The organism is Erythrobacter sp. (assembly GCF_030066995.1).
In the GTDB taxonomy this organism is placed as follows: Bacteria; Pseudomonadota; Alphaproteobacteria; order Sphingomonadales; family Sphingomonadaceae; genus Erythrobacter.
On sequence record NZ_JASJAP010000005.1, the window covers coordinates 70,214 to 84,901 of the forward strand.

Below are 14,688 nucleotides of genomic sequence, written 5' to 3' on the forward strand. Positions count from 1 at the left end.
CTCAGGTAAAGCCTTGTTCGTCGACGGGGATGGCCGCGCGCTCGCTCAACGCTTCGCTGATCAGTATCGCGGCCGTCGCTGTCAGAACACCGGCGGCCAGTAGGCCAAAGGCAATTCCGACGATCGCCGCGAGGCGAAGGATTACGGCGTGCCTACCATCGAGCATCCCGGGGACGACCTTGGGTTCGCCTGGCTTTAGCCAGGGCGCCCGTTCGATCAATGGCATCACGTCGTTCAGTTCGATCGTGGAAGCGCTGTCCCGATCCCCTATATCGAAGCCGAAGATCGTCGCGGGCACCTGAGATTTTGTGTATGCAGGTTCACTTAAGTCCTTATCGGAACTCGCAAGCGGTTCTTTTTGCGAACTTTCTTTTCTCTCGTCCTTTTTGCTCTTTGGCTGATTTTGTCCCCTGTAGAGTTCGACAAGATCGCCAAGACTGTCCGCGCCAAACAGATCCTTCAACGCGCGAATGTGCTGATTGATTCGAGTTTCGGACACTCCGAGTTCCTGCGCGATGACCTTGATAGGCACGCGTCGATCAATTCGCTCCATGACAGCGGCCTGCCGCTCTGTCAGCGGCCGCGTTGTACTCGGAGGCATGCTATGCTCCTCTTTGCCCCAAGCCAGCGGACAGTTAATGCATATAACTCAAAAACGCTCCCAATCGATCCGGACTGAGCGCAGCAAAAAATTGTTCGGTCTATGCAGCTGTGCTGTTAATTCCGAGAGATGACAGGTACTTCTTTATATTTCGCCCCGCCTGACGAAGTCTCTGCTCATTTTCTACCATCGCAATCCGAACAAACCCTTCTCCTTCTTCGCCATATCCTACGCCCGGAGCGACTGCGACTTTAGCTTCAGTCAGCAATTGTTTTGAGAATTCAAGGCTTCCCATATCGCGAAGGGCCGGAGGCAAGGGCGCCCAAGCGAACATCGAGGCCGCCGGGGAAGGAACGTCCCACCCTGCCCGCCCGAACGCTTCGACCATCACGTCTCTCCGCTTACGATAAAGGTTTCGATTCTTCTCAACGATATCCTGTGGACCGTTCAACGCAGCACAAGCCGCCGCCTGTATGGGAGTGAAAGCGCCGTAATCGAGATACGATTTGACCCGCGTCAACGCGGCGATCAGATCCCTGTTGCCCACCGCAAAACCCATGCGCCATCCGGCCATCGAATAGGTTTTGCTCATGCTCGTGAATTCAACAGCGACGTCCTTGGCGCCATCCACCTGCATGATCGAGGGCGTCGGATTGCCATCATAGTACAGCTCGGAATACGCGAGATCCGACAGAACCCAGACCTCGTTCTCGCGCGCCCAGGCGACCAAACGCTCATAGAAGGCGATATCGACGGTCTCGGAAGTCGGATTAGACGGATAGCTCACCACCACAACGCTAGGTCTAGGCACCGTGAAAGCCATGGCGCTTTCGAGCGAGGCCCAATAGTCTTCGTCCGGGGTCGTGGGCACCGACCGGATGGTCGCTCCCGCAATAATAAAGCCGAAGGTGTGGATCGGATAGGACGGGTTCGGCGCAAGGACGCAATCGCCCGGGGCCGTAATCGCCGTCGCGAGACTGGCGAGCCCCTCTTTCGATCCCATGGTCACCACGACTTCGCGCTCGGGATCGAGTTCCACCCCAAATCGACGCGCGTAGTAATTGGCCTGCGCCCGTCGAAGACCGGGGATGCCCTTGGACTGGGAATAGCCATGGGCGTCGGGTTTTGCCGCGACTTCGCACAGTTTGTCTATCACGTGCTGAGGTGGAGGCTGATCGGGGTTGCCCATTCCCAGGTCGATGATGTCCTGGCCCGCTTGCCGCGCTGCGTGCCGCATGGCGTTAACTTCCGCGATCACATAGGGCGGAAGGCGCTTCATGCGGTAGAACTGATCGTTCATTGCCTATTTTACCTCAATCGGCGCAATCAAATTCCTTTCGCGCGCGGTTACAGTGTAGGGCATTACCGGTCGCGAGGGGAAGGCGTTTTCGGTAAGCTTTATCCTCAGGCACACGACAAGGCGCACGAACACATAAATGGCTGATATCCATCTGACGCGTTTGATCGTAGAGGTAGTTTAGGGAGAGCGACATCATGTCCAACGATACAGGCGATACGTTCGACGAGAACCAGCCTTTCAGCACCTTCTTGAACAACCCCTTCTTCAACATGCAGGGCGACGCCATGAAGGCAACGTTCGCCGACACCCTGCCCGGTGGCCCCCTGCTGGATGGCGACGGCTTCTTGTCGATGTTGCCGCAGGCGCCGGGCGCGAGCGATCTTGGCGAATGGGCCAAGGCCGGAGCTGAGTTACAACAGATGTGGCTCGAGTTTGCGACCCACCAGGCGCACGAGGCCTCGGAGCGCGCCGCAGGTGGGGCTTCAAACGCGCGCAACATGTTCGATCCGGCGCAGTGGTTGATGATATCCCAAAGCATCATGCAACAGCTGCCCAAAGGCCTCTTCGAGGCTCAGGCCAAGCTGGCTCAGGATTCCTTCCAGATGTGGCAAGGGATTCTTGGCCGCATGAGCCTCGCTCCAGCCGCCTCTGGCGCCGTCGATGATGCAGGCGTGGATAACGCCGCTCGTCCGGCTCTTCCCAAGAAGGACCGGCGCTTTGCCGATCCCGCTTGGCAGGAACACCCAGCCTTTGCGCTGCTTCACCAAACCTACCTCATGCTGGCGGAGTATTTTCGCGCGTCGGTCCAATCGATGGAGGGACTGGACACCGAAAAACGCAGACAACTCGAATTTGCTGTCAACGCGCTTGCCGAGGCGATGAGTCCGGGCAACTTTCTCCTGACCAATCCGGTCGTGATGAAACGCACAGTTGAGACCAAGGGCCAGAACCTCGTCAAAGGCATGCGCCACCTGATCACCGACCTCAAGCGCGGTCAGCTAACCCACACCGACCCGGACGCCTTTACACTGGGGGAGAATATCGCCGCGACGCCCGGCAAAGTGGTCCATGAAACTCCACTCTATCAGCTGATCCAGTACTCGCCCTCAACCAAGGACGTGTTCGAGATCCCGCTGGTCATCTTTCCGCCTTGGATCAACCGCTACTACATCCTCGATCTCAATCCAAAGAAGAGCTTCGTAAAGTGGGCCGTCGATCAGGGTCTTACGGTCTTCGTCGTCAGCTGGCGATCCGCCGACGAGAGCATCGCGGACATGGAATGGGACGATTATATTCGCGCCCAGATGGAAACCATCGACCATATTCGCGCGAGGCTGGCTGTGCCCAGCGTGCACACGATCGGCTATTGCGTCGCCGGCACGACCCTTGCGGCCACGCTGTCGATCCTGGCCCGCCGGGAGGAGGCGCACAAAGTGAAGAGCGCAACCTTCTTCACCGCGCAGGTCGATTTCGAGCGCAGCGGCGATTTGAAGCATTTCATCGACGACGGTCAGCTCGAGATGATCGGCCAATTGTCAAAGCATGGTTACCTCGACGGCCGATACCTCGCCGCCACTTTCAACGCCCTGCGCGGCAAGGACCTGATCTGGAACTACGTCGTCAACAATTACCTGCTGGGCGAAGACTATCCGGCTTTCGACCTTCTGCATTGGAACGGAGACGTAACCAACCTGCCATCGAAATGGCATCAGCAATATCTGCGCGACCTTTACCGCGACAACAAGATGGTGGTGCCCGACGCGCTGGAGGCGGATGGTACGCCGATCGATCTGACACGCGTTGAAACGCCGGCCTATGTTCAGGCGGGACGCGAAGATCACATCGCGCCCGCGGAAAGCGTCTGGCGGATAACCGAACATTTCAAGGGTCCGCTCCAGTTCCTCCTGGCCGGGTCCGGCCACATTGCGGGCGTCGTCAACCCGCCCTCGGCGCAGAAATACCAGTACTGGCTCGGCGACAGTCAGGCCGAAAGCCTTGAGGCGTACATTGAAAGCGCCGAGGAGCATCCCGGAAGCTGGTGGCCGCATTGGCAGGAATGGCTCGAGGCCCAGGACGACAAGAAGGTCCCGGCGACGGGAAAACGCAAGCCGGGCGGGCGCGGCGATGCGGTCATCGAGGACGCTCCGGGCCGCTATGTGAAGACGCGTTAGTTGATGAAGTACAGCCGGGGGCGGGTTTTTCCGAGACCGTCAACTTGCTTTTGAAGCCCTGGAATTGCTGCGTCCGCACCTTTTATGGTGCACTGCACAAAATCGCTTGACTTCCCGCTCATGATCCGTATTTTGTGCAGCGCAACATGACACGAGGTAACCATGGCTGACGCCAACACGAAATCGAAAATCGATGCCGCCGCTGAAAAGGCCTACGCCGAAGCGGCCGAGAAAGCGTCGAGTGGAAAGACCACGGCCAAGAAGGTCGCGGACGCGGTCGAGTCGGACGCGCCAAAGGCTGAGGTGAGCGAAAAGGCGGTCGAGAAGGCCGTGGCCGCTCCGGCCAAAACCACCGCTGCAAAGAAGGCGCCTGCCAAGAAGGCTCCAGTGAAAAAGACAGCGGCCAAGTCCGCCTCGACACGCAAGGCTCCGGCCAAGAAAGCGCCGGCGCGCAAGACGCCCGACAAGCGCACGGCTGCGAAGAAGACCGTGGTAAAGACCCCTTCCAAGACCTCTTCCAGAACTGCGGCCAAGACCGCGTCGGCGAAAAAGGCTCCGGCGAAAGCTGCCTCGAAGAAGACCGTCAACACGAAAAGCAACCCCGTCACCAAACTTAAGGATACGATCATGGCAACCGCTGAAAAGACCGACATCACCGCCCAGGCCAAGGAAATGGCCTCCGACATGCAAGAGCGTCTCAAGACCGCTTACGCGAAGACCGGCGAGTTCGCTGGCGAAGTGAATGAATTCAACAAGGCCAACGTCGACGCTGTCGTCGAGAGCGGCAAGATCTTCTTTGCCGGCGCTCAGGAACTGGTGAAGGACAATGTCGAAACCGGCAAGACCGTCGTCGAAACCGTCACCGAAGACGCCAAGAAGATGGCTGCCGTGAAGTCGCCCACCGAGCTGATGCAGCTTCAGGGTGAACTCGCGCGCCGTAACTTCGACGCCGTCGTTTCATACGGCTCACAGCGCACCGAAGCGTGGGTGAAGCTCTACAACGACGCCTTCGCGCCGATCTCGAACCGCGTAAGTGTCGCGGCCGAGAAGATCACCAAGGCCGCCTAAGCCTTGGGAAACCTTTTTCTGAGCCGGGCCTCTCCTCTCTCTCCCAAAACCCGGTTCACGAAAGCGCGCTGACTACAGCGCTGGGCCGGACAGCCAAGACTGGTTGTCCGGCCCCTTCCTTTTAAGGCGCTTGACGGCTTCACCGCGTCGGCCAGCTTCTCACCTGCGTCGATACAATTCCGCGCTCGCCGCACCTTGCGAAGAGCGAAACGAATCCCATAATACAAGGCCATGGCGTCCATCCCTCCCATCCCGTCCGTTCGCTCCGGTCCGAGCCCGATCGCTCCCGCGCTCGCTCGCCCGCTCGCGGCGGATGGTGATCAGGATCAGGGCTCCGACAGCGAAGTCGGTATCGCCACCAAAACACGGGCCAAGCCCAAGAAGCCCAGTCAGTACAAGGTGCTGATGCTCAACGACGACTACACACCGATGGAATTCGTCGTGATGGTGCTAAAACGGTTCTTCTCGATGGACCTCGAACAGGCGACCCGCGTGATGTTGCACGTCCACCAGAAGGGCGTCGGCGTGTGCGGCATCTTTCCCTACGAGGTGGCCGAGACCAAGGTGAACCAGGTCATGGACTTCGCGCGTCAAAACCAGCATCCGCTGCAATGCACGCTCGAAAAAGCGTGACCCCCGCCGCGTGAGCGCGTTTGGCCACCCCAAGCCCGATCCCGTCGGGCCCGGTCAGGAAAGCGTCTGGGACTACCCCCGACCCGCCATCGCGGAAAGAACCGAGCGCCGCATCCAGATCATCCATCGCGGGGTTGCGCTCGTGGACAGCCAGCGCGCCTGGCGCACGCTCGAAACCAGTCACCCGCCGACCTATTACATTCCGCAAGACGATATCGCGATGGAATATCTGACGCCGAACCCGCGGCGCACGATCTGCGAGTGGAAAGGCCAGGCCCGCTACTGGGATATCCGGATCGACGACGATCTGATCGTGGCGGGGGCCTGGTCCTATCCCGAGCCGACGCCCAGCTTTGCCAGCGTTCGCGATCATCTCGCCTTTTATCCCGATCCCCTTGACCAGTGTCTGGCCGATGGCGAGCCGATCACACCGCAGCCCGGTCAGTTTTACGGCGGCTGGATCAGCCAATACGAAGCCGGACCCTTCAAGGGCGTTCCGGGCAGTCGCTTCTGGTAAGCGCGCTGCGGTCTCGATCAGCCGCAGATCTGTCGCCCCCCCTGGTGACACAAAGAACCCCATGACCGAGGAGGCGTTTGGCGCTATGAGCCGCTGCAAGGGCCAGGTGTCCCGCATACCCGTTCCTATCGACGTCTGCAGCAAGGGCCAAGGACCAGCTTGTGACAAGCGCAATTCCAAGTGTCGACCGATACATCTTCCGGCTGGTCATCATGCCTATGCTGGGTGTGTTTGCGCTCGCCGCTTCCTTGCTGCTTCTCGACAAGATGTTGCGCCTGTTCGATTTTGTTGCGGTCGAAGGCGGACCGGTCGATGTGGTGTTCAAGATGCTGGGCGCGCTGATTCCGGAATACGCGAGCCTTGCGATCCCGCTCGGCCTGCTGTTGGGGGTGCTCTTCGCCTTCCGCAAGCTGGCCACCTCGTCAGAGCTCGACACGATGCGCGCGGTGGGTCTGTCATACTGGCGGCTTCTGCGCGTGCCGTACATCATCACTCTGGTGCTGATCGCGGTGAACGTTGCCCTGGTGTTCTACATTCAGCCGATCAGCCGGTACTATTACGAGCAGATGGAATACGATTTGCGCTCGGGCGCGTTGGGCGCTTCGATCAAGGTCGGCGAGTTCACGACGCTGGCGGACCGTATGGCGCTGCGGATCGAGGAAAGCGAAGACGATGGACGCCGCCTCAAGGGCATTTTTGCGCGCGTGACCAACAAGCGCAAACAAACGCTATCGATCAGCGCGCGCGAGGGCGCCTTTCTCGCCACCAGCGACAGCCCGGACACGATCATTCTGCGGCTGACCGAAGGCACCATCGTGCAGGACACCGGCAGCAAGACACCGCGCGTGCTCAGTTTCAGTCGGCACGATCTGCCCATCGACCTGCCGGCCATCGAGGAGTTCAGAAAGCGCGGCGATGCGACAAGGGAATACATCCTGCCCGAACTGCTGCGCATCGGCTGGAGCGAGGAATCGAACGAGGAAGAGCGCGACGCAAGCCAGGCGAGTTTCAACTTTCGCCTGGTTGAAGTGGTGATGATGCTCTTGATGCCCCTCCTTGCGGTGGCCCTGGCAATCCCGCCCAAGCGATCGACCAGCGCGCTCGGTGTGTTCGTCTCGATTGTGCTGGTCGTCGCCTATCACAAGATCAACCAGTACGGAGAGGACGTCGCCGCGCTTGGCCTCGTTGATCCGATCCTGGCCCTGTGGGGGCCCTTCTTCGCCTTCGCCGCGCTTATCCTCTGGATGTTCTACCAGGTGGCGTATGTCCCCGGGGGGCAGGCGATCGGATGGCTTGAGAAGGGATTTGCCAAAGCCACCAAGAAGCTCGCCAAGCTGTTCGGGGGGCGCCGCGCCAATTCCACCTTGCAAGAGGACGACGATCCCAGTTCACCCTCGTTGGCTCCGGCTGAGTAGGTGATGCCGAGTTTCCTCTAGGACGCGTTGACCAATGCAGCTCGACTTTTTCCCCTCGCGCACACTCACCCTTTACCTGGCCAAGATGTTTGTGGTGCGCATTCTGGCCGTGCTCGTCATGCTGGTGCTGGTCTTGATGATGCTCGACCTGCTGAGCCGCACGGGCGATATCCTAACGCCGGAGGGCAACGGCCAGGCGGAAATCTGGCGCTATGTCACCTTGCGCGTGCCTCAGCTTGTGTCGCGTTTCTTGCCCTATTCCGTGCTCCTTGCAACACTGATTACTCTGGTGACTTTGAACCAGAACTCGGAAGTGGTGGCGATGAAAGCCTCGGGCCTTTCGGCGCATCAAGTGCTGGCTCCTCTGCTCCTGACAGCCGCGCTTGTTTCGGCGCTCAGCTTCACCTTCAACGAACGGATCGTCACGCGGGCCAACAGCACGCTAAAGGCCTGGGAGGCGGTCGATTACGGCAGGATACCGCAGGACAGCGGCGTGCGCGCGAATGTGTACTTTACCGAGGGCGATAACATTCTGACCGCGACCTCTCTGGTCGGATCGGGCAAGGAAACGACGCTCGACAACGTCACTTGGTACAAACGGGCTCCCGGCGGTCTCGTGCTTGAGCGGGTCAAGGCGAGCGAGGCGACCTTTGCAGATCCGGGCTGGCGGCTCGCGAACCCTGTGCGTTTCGATGTCGGCGAGGCCGAAGTCGAGGAGCTGGACACCATGGTTGTCGGGCAATCGCTGACGCCGGAGCGTCTGCGGGTCCAGTCGACCGACCCCGACGCCTTGAGCTTTTTCGAGCTCGGCGACACGATCAGCGCGTTCGAAGCGCTGGGCCGCCGGACCTCGGAGCTCAAGGCCAAGTGGTGGCACCGGCTGGCGGGGCCGCTTTCGGCGCTGCTGATGCCCTTGCTGGGGTCGATCGCGGCGTTCGGCCTTGCGCGCTCGGGCCAGCTGTTTGTGCGCGCGATCATCGGCATGGGGCTGGGCTTTGCCTATTTCGTGGTCGACAACGCGGCCCTCGCCATGGGCTCGTTTGGCGGATACCCTCCCTTCCTTGCCGCCTGGGCGCCGTTTCTTCTGTTCTTCCTAGTAGGTGAGACCGTCCTGATCCGGACCGAGGAATGAGCGACTGGTCGCTTCGCCTCGCCCGGCCTGAGGACGCGGAGTCCATGCCCGCGATCGAAGCGGCCGCCGGCGCGATGTTCGCGCGTGTAGACGGCCTTGCCGGGCTGGCCGGGACGCACACCGTCTCGGTCGAAAGGCTCCAACGTTACATCCGCAAGGGGCACTGCCTCGTCGCGAGCGTCGGGGACGCCATGGCCGGGTTCCTCGTCAACGAACCGTTCCGGCGCGAGCTTCACATCTGGGAGTTCAACGTCCATCCCGATTTCCAACGGCGCGGCATCGGCGCGGGGCTGCTGCGCGCGTGCCTGATCGACGCGCGCAATTCGGGGTTTCACGCGGTCACTCTCACCACGTTTCGAGACGTGCCCTGGAACGCGCCATTCTATGAGAGGCTGGGGTTCGAAGAGGTAACCGCGCTCGACGCGCACCCGCGGCTTGCTGGCGAACTCGCGGTGGAAGCCGACCACGGTCTGCCCGCCGACAGGCGCTGCGCGATGATCGCGTTTCTGGATTGATCGAAGCGCCAGGGCGACCGCTGACCGCGCGGCTACTGCTCACCGTTTCCCCATCGTGCTTTTCGCAATGCGCGCAACTAGGGTCAACATGCCCGGATGGTTCGCCCCCTGATAGGTCGAGCCGGTGCCAAGCTCCCGGGCCAAACGCCGATGCGCTTCGGGCAGGTCGTGATACGGCATGGACGGCATAAGGTGGTGCAGCGCGTGATAGCGCAGACCCACCGGCGCCCAGATTTCCGCCATAACGCCCGGCGGTGGGACGTTGACGCTATCGAGGAATTGCGCGGTCACAGTCATCGGTTCGCCGTCATTCTCCCACAAATGCGCCACCAGCGTGCGCAACTGGTTCAACAGCGCGGTCAGCGACAGAATGGCGATGGCAATTACGAGCGGGCGCCAACCGATGAAGTAGGCGCTGGCAAGCAGGGTCAGCGCCCACACGCTGGCCCCGGCCTCCTGCCACAGGACGCGCTTCGCAAAATCGCCCGTCGGCGCCTTGCGTCGAAAGTCGGGATTGATCGACAGAGAGGAGAACCGTTCCCAGGTGAAGGTCCGAAGCGCCGGAAACAGCACGCCAAGAGGCACCAGAACGGCAAAGCGCACAAGCAACGCTATGGGCGCAAGCAACGCGACAATCACAAAGAGCGGCAGGCTCCACGGTTTCATCAAAGCAAGGGGAAGGTATTCGGGGTCTTCGACCGTTCCATATTGCGTGCGTTTGTGGTGAATGGTGTGCACGCCTTCATACATGAAACTTGGCGTCAGCAGAGGAATTCCGACGAGCAGATTCCAGGCGGTCCGAAACCCGGGAAGCGCGTCACGGTGGATATGCGTCAGCTCATGAATGAACATCAACGCGCGGTAGAGAGCGAGGGCGCCGATCAGTCCCGCAGCGACAGCGACAACAAGGCTCGACGAAAGGATCGCGGTAGCGATAGCGGCGTAGCCGACCGCGCTCGATATCAGCATGTCGGGCCAATAAAGCTCCGGGCGCGCGTGGCCGAGGCCTTGCGTCAGGTCCCGCGCGGCGCGCAGCATCGCCTTGTCATCCGACGTCTGGAAATCCGCGCGCTTCGGACGCACGGGGTTCCCCGGAGCTGAGAGCGAAGAGGTTTGCATGTCCATCAATTTTAACCTTTGACGCCGCCCTTACCCCAGACGGCCCATCTTTGCCAATTGCGCGTGATGCACTCAGTGATCGGGAAAACCGCTATATCGGGTTGCGGACGCCGCCGCGGCAAGACAAGACGCGTCCAGACGCAAACATATACGGGGCGCACCGCGTGACAGCTTCACTTTCCTCTGCACCCATCACCGTTCAACCCGTGAGTGGGAAAAAGGGGCGCGCCGCCTTCGTGGACCTGGGACGCGCCTTTGCGGCTCGTCTTGAGCATTCGGTGCCCCAGATCCGCAGCGAACAGCTTGAATTGGTCGATCCAGCAAAAAACCCGTTTTTCGGGCACGCGCGCGCGCAGTTCTTTCTGGCCTACAGGGGCGCGGCAGCGGTGGGCCGCATCTGCGCGCATATCGACGAACTTGCGCTTGAAACGCCCGTCGAACAAGGGTTTGGGCCCGGAACGGGATTCTTCGGTTACTTCGACGCCGAAGACGAGATGGTCGCAAGGGCCTTGCTCGATGCGGCGGAAGAATGGTTGCAGGCAAACGGCATGACCCGGGCGCTCGGACCGGTGTCCATGTCGATCTGGGAAGAGCCGGGCCTGCTGGTCGAGGGGCAGGACCACGCGCCCATGATCATGATGGGGCATCATCCCGCACACTATGCAGGGTGGATTGAGAACGCCGGCTACGAACGCGCTCAGACCCTGGCCACTTACGATCTCGACATAAGCCACGACTTTCCGCCGCTGGTGCAGCGCATCGTCAAGTCGGGCGAACGCAACCAACGCATCTCCGTGCGCCGCGTACAGAAATCGCGCTGGGATGAAGAGGTCAAGGTTGTGCTCTCCATCCTGAACGACGCGTGGTCGGAAAACTGGGGCTTTGTTCCGTTCACCCCCGCCGAAGTTGCGTACGCGGGCAAGAAGCTCAAGCCGATCATTCATGAGGAGCTCAACATGATCGCCGAGGTCGACGGACGGCCCGTGGCGTTCATGCTGACCTTCCCTGATGTGAACTACGTCCTCTCCCGCATTAACGGAAAGCTCTTTCCGTTTGGCTGGATTTCGATGCTGCGATGGCTGCGAAAGCCGGTGGGTTCAGGAATGCGCGTCCCGCTGATGGGTGTGCTGAAGGAAATGCACAACACGCGTCTTGCCAGCCAGCTCGCCTTCATGATGATCAGCACAATCCGCAAGGAGGCCACACGGCTGTATAATTCAAAACGCGGGGAGATTGGATGGATCCTTGCGGACAATCAGGGAATGCTCGCCATCGCGGACACAATAGGAAGCCAGAAAAACCGCGAATACGCGATCTTCGAGAAGTCTTTGCAGGCTCAAACGGGAGCGAATTCTGATCGCTGACAAGAAAAAAGGCCTCCACTCGGGAGGAGTGGAGGCCTTTCGGGATCGTATCACCAGCCGCTTGGACGGGAGGGGGGGTCTCGGCGGTGACAAGATAGAAATGCGCCGCCCGAATAGCGGTTCCCGCCATGCAAAATTTTTTTTGGTGGAAGCGCCGATTTCGGCTGACCGAGGCCCGGATTGACCAGAACTTCTCAAGGCGCCGCGAACCGGTTTCTGGATTACCAATAAGGACTTGTCGGCAAGCGCTCTGGTCGATCGGGGGCGACGCAGGCGAATTCAGGCGCTATGCCGCGTTCAATTCGAGTCGCAAAGCGCATCAGACGAGGTGTTCATGGCCCTTGGGCAAAACGTAGCCGCCAATCTTCCGTTTCTGCGCCGTTACGCTCGGGCACTTAGCGGATCGCAAGCCACCGGAGACGCTTTCGTTCGCGCCACACTTGAGGCCGCGTTGGCCGATGAGGAGCTCAAGCAATCTCTCGAAGGCGGTCGGATCCCGCTCTACCGGGCGTTCCAGAAAGTGTGGGCAAGCGCGTTTCTGGACGCGACGCCGGAGAACACGGATTCTCTTTCCGTAAGTGAACACGAAGCCGGCGCTCAGGCGCGGTTGGGAGCGATCACACCGTTGAATCGTCAGGCTCTGCTTCTGACAACGCTGGAGGACTTTTCGCCCGCTCAGGCGGGGCAGATTATGGACCTGTCGACCGCCGAAGTCGAAGCGCTCGTCGCGCAAGCGGTTAACGAAATCGATCGTGAACAGGCCACCACGGTGCTGATCATTGAGGACGAGCCGCTTATTTCGATGCAACTGGAAGACCTGGTCACAGGGCTTGGTCACGAGGTCAGCGGGACAGCGGCCACTCGCACACAAGCGGTCGATGCGGTTGAAAAAGCTCAGCCGGGTCTCGTCCTCGCCGACATCCAGCTGGCCGATGGTTCCTCGGGTCTTGACGCGGTGGACGACATCCTGGCGATTGGAAGCGTGCCGGTGATCTTCATCACCGCCTATCCCGAGCGGCTCTTGACCGGAGATCGCCCGGAGCCGACCTATCTCGTCACGAAGCCCTTCCAGGAAAAGACGGTCCGCGCGGCAATCAGTCAGGCGCTGTTTTTCGGGTCGAGCCGCCCGATCTAGGCGTCCTGACGGATCTGAAAGCCCCTGCGGCTTCGGACCGGCACACGCATGACGCAACGCACCCCCTCGCGCTCGAATTCGAGCAGAACGGGATGATTGAGTTCGTGCGCGACGATCTTCTCGATCAGTTCGGTGCCAAAGCCTCGCGTTCTTTCGGACTGGACCTCGGGCCCCTCATGCTCGCGCCACTCGACCTCGACCATCTTATCGTCCACCAAGGTCCAGTAGATCGAAACCCGCCCCTCGGGCACGCTCAGCGCGCCGAACTTGGCCGCGTTCGTGGCCAGCTCGTGCACAGCAAGGCCGAAGGACAGCGCATCATTGGGCGCCAGTTCGACAGGCGGGCCATCGATGTTGACGATGTGCTCTCCGCCCGCCCGAAAATGCTGCAGCTCCGCTTCGATAACCGAGCGCAACGGGGTAGTGCCCCAGTCGGTACCGGTCAGCAGATCGTGCGTGGCCGAAAGCGCGCGTATCCGCCCCTCCAGGCTGTCGGCAAAGTCATCGAGATCGTTTGACCGACGGCGGGTCAGCGACATGATCGAGAGCACATTGGCCAGCGTGTTCTTGACCCGGTGGTTGAGCTCGCGGGTCAGCGAGTTGCGAATGGAGTGCTGCTCTTCGAAGAAGGCAAGGCGCGCCTGGTCCTCGAAGGCCTGTTGAGTGAGCAAACGCGCAAGCAACATCAACAGACTCCCAAGCGTCAGTCCGAACACAAGCGTGGTCATGGAAAGCGTATCGAGCGTCGCGCCTTCGGGCGCCTCGACAACCAGCAGAAGCTGGCGATTGGCGACTGTAACGGGCTGTTCGACACGTGTGCCTCCTCCATCGGAAAGCGAATGCGCGACCAGCAGGTGCCCAGTCTGGGCCGTCCCATCGTAAAGACGCACGCCGTAGGATTGCAGCGCCACGCGCTCCATCGCGGCGTCGAGAAACCGGCTGGCGCTGAACGGGCTGTAGACAAAGCCTGCAAGCGCGCGATCGACCCGATTTCCACCCGGTATCTGCCGAAAGACCGGCATGAAGATTACAAAGCCGGGCGCATCGCCAGCGCCTTCCTGAGCGAGCACGATCCGGGCCGAAGCGGTCGGCTGGACCGTCCGCTGCGCCTCGCCCATGGCGGCCTCGCGCACGGGTTCGGAATACATATCGAAACCCAGGGCGCGCCGATTTCGCTTGGTGTCCGGGAAAAGGTAGGTGACCGGCGCCACTATTTCCGCGTCGGCGTTCAGGGGCGGACGAAGGCCCGGATAGCCGGGTTGTTCCAAACTCTGGCGTTCGACAAAGCCTGCAGCATCGCGCGCTGGAAGCACCGTCACCCAGCCGATCCCCTCTGACCCGCGATAATCGAGATCCAGTCTCAATTCACTCACAAACTGTTGGAACGTATCGGGTTTTACATTCTGCGTGGTTGAAAAGAGGGCCGCTCCCGCTCTTAGATAGGACGCGAAATTGTTCGCCCGGCGCTCAAGGGCCGAAGCGATCGCTTGCGCCACCTCGCGGGTCTGCGCTTCCTCGCGCGCCCGGGCGTTACTTTCCATGGCAAAGACGCTGAGCGCGGTGATCGCGGCGATGGCGATGAAGATGGCGAGCGGCACCGCGCGCGGATAGCTGACCAGCCAGCGCCGCATCTTTCCGCGCGCGGCGCGGGGGCCATCGCTGGCTTCAGCGAGATGGGGTGCCGCCGCTTCGTCTTTCATAAAAACGCCGTTCGCCGT

Annotated in this window: 13 protein-coding genes; 9 read left to right on the forward strand and 4 right to left on the reverse strand. The window is 60.7% G+C overall.

Translation table 11 applies throughout. The features are described 5' to 3' along the window. Position 1 precedes the first annotated feature (1 nt). Both QNI87_RS11960 and QNI87_RS11965 read right to left on the reverse strand, forming a co-directional pair. Entirely contained in the window at positions 2-601 is a 600-nt protein-coding gene (locus QNI87_RS11960; protein WP_300596780.1) for a hypothetical protein, read from the reverse strand. Positions 602-701: 100 nt separating this feature from the next. Continuing rightward, on the reverse strand, positions 702-1,901 hold the full coding sequence (locus tag QNI87_RS11965) for an LL-diaminopimelate aminotransferase (protein ID WP_300596782.1): 1,200 nt from the start codon (positions 1,899-1,901) through the stop codon (positions 702-704). 194 nt (positions 1,902-2,095) lie between these two features. On the opposite strand from QNI87_RS11965, the gene phaC reads away from it, so the two are divergent. The 7 genes from phaC to QNI87_RS12000 all read left to right on the forward strand — a co-directional run bounded on the left by phaC (position 2,096) and on the right by QNI87_RS12000 (position 9,352). Beyond that, the gene (phaC, locus tag QNI87_RS11970) at positions 2,096-4,072 is read left to right on the forward strand and encodes a class I poly(R)-hydroxyalkanoic acid synthase (RefSeq protein WP_300596784.1); all 1,977 of its coding nucleotides are present in this window, start codon (positions 2,096-2,098) and stop codon (positions 4,070-4,072) included. Between the two features lie 162 nt (positions 4,073-4,234). After that, the gene (gene phaP / locus QNI87_RS11975; RefSeq protein ID WP_300596786.1) at positions 4,235-5,140 is read left to right on the forward strand and encodes a TIGR01841 family phasin; all 906 of its coding nucleotides are present in this window, start codon (positions 4,235-4,237) and stop codon (positions 5,138-5,140) included. A 231-nt stretch (positions 5,141-5,371) separates the two neighbouring features. Next, complete coding sequence (clpS, locus tag QNI87_RS11980; RefSeq protein ID WP_300596788.1) at positions 5,372-5,773, forward strand: ATP-dependent Clp protease adapter ClpS; 402 nt, start codon at positions 5,372-5,374, stop codon at positions 5,771-5,773. 10 nt (positions 5,774-5,783) lie between these two features. Then, complete coding sequence (locus tag QNI87_RS11985) at positions 5,784-6,290, forward strand: DUF427 domain-containing protein (RefSeq protein ID WP_300596790.1); 507 nt, start codon at positions 5,784-5,786, stop codon at positions 6,288-6,290. A 161-nt stretch (positions 6,291-6,451) separates the two neighbouring features. After that, positions 6,452-7,705: an LptF/LptG family permease gene (locus QNI87_RS11990; protein ID WP_300596792.1), complete on the forward strand. Its 1,254-nt coding sequence runs from the start codon at positions 6,452-6,454 to the stop codon at positions 7,703-7,705. Between the two features lie 34 nt (positions 7,706-7,739). Then, positions 7,740-8,837: an LPS export ABC transporter permease LptG gene (gene lptG / locus QNI87_RS11995; RefSeq protein ID WP_300596794.1), complete on the forward strand. Its 1,098-nt coding sequence runs from the start codon at positions 7,740-7,742 to the stop codon at positions 8,835-8,837. Beyond that, entirely contained in the window at positions 8,834-9,352 is a 519-nt protein-coding gene (locus QNI87_RS12000; RefSeq protein ID WP_300596796.1) for a GNAT family N-acetyltransferase, read from the forward strand. Before lptG ends, QNI87_RS12000 begins: the two co-directional genes overlap by 4 nt. A 39-nt stretch (positions 9,353-9,391) precedes the next feature. On the opposite strand, the gene QNI87_RS12005 is transcribed toward QNI87_RS12000, so the two are convergent. After that, on the reverse strand, positions 9,392-10,477 hold the full coding sequence (locus QNI87_RS12005; RefSeq protein WP_300596798.1) for a fatty acid desaturase: 1,086 nt from the start codon (positions 10,475-10,477) through the stop codon (positions 9,392-9,394). Between the two features lie 158 nt (positions 10,478-10,635). On the opposite strand from QNI87_RS12005, the gene QNI87_RS12010 reads away from it, so the two are divergent. Beyond that, on the forward strand, positions 10,636-11,835 hold the full coding sequence (locus QNI87_RS12010) for an N-acetyltransferase (protein ID WP_300596800.1): 1,200 nt from the start codon (positions 10,636-10,638) through the stop codon (positions 11,833-11,835). 334 nt (positions 11,836-12,169) lie between these two features. Further along, positions 12,170-12,970 (forward strand): response regulator, encoded by an 801-nt coding sequence (locus QNI87_RS12015; protein WP_300596802.1) that lies wholly within the window; start codon positions 12,170-12,172, stop codon positions 12,968-12,970. On the opposite strand, the gene QNI87_RS12020 is transcribed toward QNI87_RS12015, so the two are convergent. Continuing rightward, positions 12,967-14,670, reverse strand: a complete 1,704-nt coding sequence (locus QNI87_RS12020) for a CHASE domain-containing protein (RefSeq protein WP_300596804.1) — start codon at positions 14,668-14,670, stop codon at positions 12,967-12,969. The two genes, QNI87_RS12015 and QNI87_RS12020, sit on opposite strands and share 4 nt — an antisense overlap. Between the last annotated feature and the right edge of the window lie 18 nt (positions 14,671-14,688).